Below are 2,886 nucleotides of genomic sequence, written 5' to 3' on the forward strand. Positions count from 1 at the left end.
AATTTTCTAATGCGTTTAGGTTGCAAGAATTTAAGAATCTTAAAATAGACTGCACATTTCCATAAGCAAATAAAGCGCAAAAAAGTGCGACTTTATCGCTTTTAAATTGTCTTGCTATTCCTAATGGGTCGGGTAAATCCTCATTAATCGCCTCTTGTGAGTTAAAAAGCTGATATTGTTCTTCTAAAAGGTGATAAAGAAATTTTTGTGATGGATTCTTTGGGACTTTAAGTCTCTGTAAAGTCTGTTTTGTAAGCCTAGATTCCATATTTTTCCTTAAAAATAAAATAGAATCTTAACAAAAAAAGTAAAACTTTTATTTAATTACTTCTTTAAAGTTAATTACGCTAAAATGCAAAATTTTTATTTTCTAAAACAATAAAATGATTAGGAGTATTTTTGGAAGAATTTGATTATTATGAGATTTTAGAAGTCAATCGCACTGCAAGCGGAGAGGAAATCAAAAAAGCTTATCGCAAAATGGCATTAAAATACCACCCCGATAGGAATCCTGATAATGAAAATGCCGAAGAAATGTTCAAAAAAGTCAATGAAGCCTATCAAATCCTAAGCGACAAAGAAAAGCGTCAAATCTACGATACCTATGGAAAAAAAGGTTTAGAATCCAGCGGATTTGGGTTTGGAGATATGGAGGGAAGTATTTTTGATATTTTCAACTCTGTTTTTGGAGGGGGATTTGGAGGATTTGGCTCAAGACGCAAAAAAGATGAAAAATATTCGCGTGATTTAGCGATTGAATTAGAGCTTAGTTTCCAAGAAGCAATTTTTGGCTGCAAAAAAGAAGTGGAAATCCGCTACAAAAGCGCTTGTAGCGCGTGTAAAGGAAGTGGGGCAAAAGATGGCAAGGTAACGACTTGTAGCACATGTAAAGGAAGTGGGCGAGAGACTTTTACACAAGGATTTATGACCTTTGCCCAAACTTGCTCCAAATGCCACGGAAGCGGGGAAACGAGTGCAGAAAAATGTGAAAAATGCTTAGGCAAAGGTTATCAAGAGGAAAAAGAAAAATTTGAGATTAAAATCCCAGAGGGTGTAGATAATCAAAACCAAATCCGCGTGCAGGGGAGAGGAAATAAAATGCCAGATGGTTCGCGGGGAGATTTGTATGTAGAAATCTTCGTGCAAGAAGATACGCATTTTATCCGTCATCGCAATGATATTTATTTGGAAGTTCCCGTGTTTTTTACACTTGTAATGCTTGGTGGCAGCATTAAGATTCCAACACTTACCAAAGAAAAAGAATTAGAACTCAAAATTCCTATCGGCGTCAAGGATAAGCAGCAGTTTGTCTTTTATGGCGAGGGTGTAAAGAGTGTCAATAGTGGTAAAAAAGGCAATTTTATCGCAGTAGTGAATATTTTGTATCCTGACAAACTAGAAGAAAAACAACGTAATTTGCTCTTAGAACTTCATCAGTCGTTTGGTTATGAGGAATCCAAACCAATTAATTGCTTAGAAGGCTTAGTGGATAAAATCAAAAATTGGTTTAAATAAATAAAAGAAAAATAAATGCAAAAAGCTTTATGGATTCTCATTGCAGATATTTTGCTCTTTAGTGCGCTTTTTACTTGGCTACCTTTTGCCAAAGAAGCCAATCTTGGTATTTGCATTTTGGCATTTGTCGGGATTTTGTGGGTGAGCGAAGCAGTGCATACCACGATTACTGCTCTCATTGTTCCTTTGCTTGCGGTAATATTTGATTTACAAGATGTTACAACTGCTCTTAAACCTTTTGCAAATCCCGTAATTTTCCTTTTTTTTGGAGGATTCGCCTTAGCAAGTGCATTGCATATTCAAGGCTTAGATAAATTACTTGCTAATCGCCTTATCTTGCTTGCTAAAGGCAGAATGTCTGTTGCGATTCTTATGCTTTTTGGTGTGAGCACATTGCTTTCTATGTGGATTAGCAACACCGCAACAGCAGCGATTATGTTGCCCTTAGCTCTTGGTATTTTATCTAATTTAGACATTACAAAGAATCGCGGAACCTTTTTGTTTGTGCTTTTAGGTGTAGCTTATAGTTCAGAAATTGGGGGTTTTGGCACAATGGTAGGAAGCCCGCCCAATATCATTGCTGCTTCTTATCTTGGAATCAACTTTTTAGAATGGATGAAACTTGGGATTCCTTTTATGTGCATTATGCTTCCTTGTATGATTGGAATCCTATATTTACTTCTTAAACCTGATTTAAATCAAACTTTTCATCTTGCATTAGAAAAAACAGAATGGGATTTTAAAAAAATCCTTACTTTAATTATTTTTGGACTCACTGCGACTGCTTGGATTCTTAGCGCGAAATTAAGCGAATACTTTGGCGGAATCAAAGATTTAGATTCCATTATCGCATTAAGTTGTGCGATTGCCATAGGTATAAGCCGCGTCGCAACTTGGAAAGAGATTCAAAGCAACACCGATTGGGGTGTTTTATGGCTCTTTGGCGGAGGGCTTGCCTTAAGCGTGATTCTCAAAGATTCCGGAGCAAGCGCAGTGTTGGCAAACGGAGTTACCGCTCTTTTTGGGAATAGTAATTGGCTTATGATTATCCTTGTAACTGCGCTTTTTATTATTTTCTTGACAGAATTTACAAGCAATACTGCAAGTTCTGCCTTATTAGTGCCAATCTTTGGCGTTGTAGGAGACGCTCTTGGTATGCCACACGCAATGCTACCTCTCGTCATTGGATTTGGTGCAAGTTGTGCCTATATGTTACCTGTCGCCACACCTCCGAATGCGATTGTTTATGGCACAGGTTATATTCGGCAGATAGAAATGATGAAATATGGTGCGTGTGTAAATTTATTTTCTATCGTCTTAATTCTAATCTTTGCGTGGTTTGTTTGGCGTTTTATATAAAGAAAAAATGAT

2 protein-coding genes and 1 pseudogene are annotated in these 2,886 nt (G+C 36.8%); 2 read left to right on the forward strand and 1 reads right to left on the reverse strand.

Features of this window, described 5'->3' with window-relative positions; genetic code table 11:
* A pseudogene (locus tag Q1553_RS07895) lies at window positions 1-268 on the reverse strand (hypothetical protein); the annotation flags it as partial.
* A gap of 131 nt (window positions 269-399) precedes the next feature.
* On the opposite strand from Q1553_RS07895, the gene dnaJ reads away from it, so the two are divergent.
* A complete protein-coding gene (gene dnaJ / locus Q1553_RS07900) occupies window positions 400-1,515 on the forward strand; it encodes a molecular chaperone DnaJ (protein ID WP_115550852.1) in 1,116 nt (371 codons plus the stop codon).
* Between the two features lie 15 nt (window positions 1,516-1,530).
* Complete coding sequence (locus Q1553_RS07905) at window positions 1,531-2,874, forward strand: DASS family sodium-coupled anion symporter (RefSeq protein ID WP_300668708.1); 1,344 nt, start codon at window positions 1,531-1,533, stop codon at window positions 2,872-2,874.
* Window positions 2,875-2,886: the final 12 nt, after the last annotated feature.

The organism is Helicobacter sp. UBA3407 (assembly GCF_949747025.1).
Taxonomy (GTDB): Bacteria; Campylobacterota; Campylobacteria; order Campylobacterales; family Helicobacteraceae; genus Helicobacter_D; species Helicobacter_D ganmani.

Bases quoted from the DNA above. Each gene is read 5' to 3' on its own strand.
- Q1553_RS07905 (WP_300668708.1), top strand. From the start codon at position 1,531: ATGCAAAAAGCTTTATGGATTCTCATTGCAGATATTTTGCTCTTTAGT.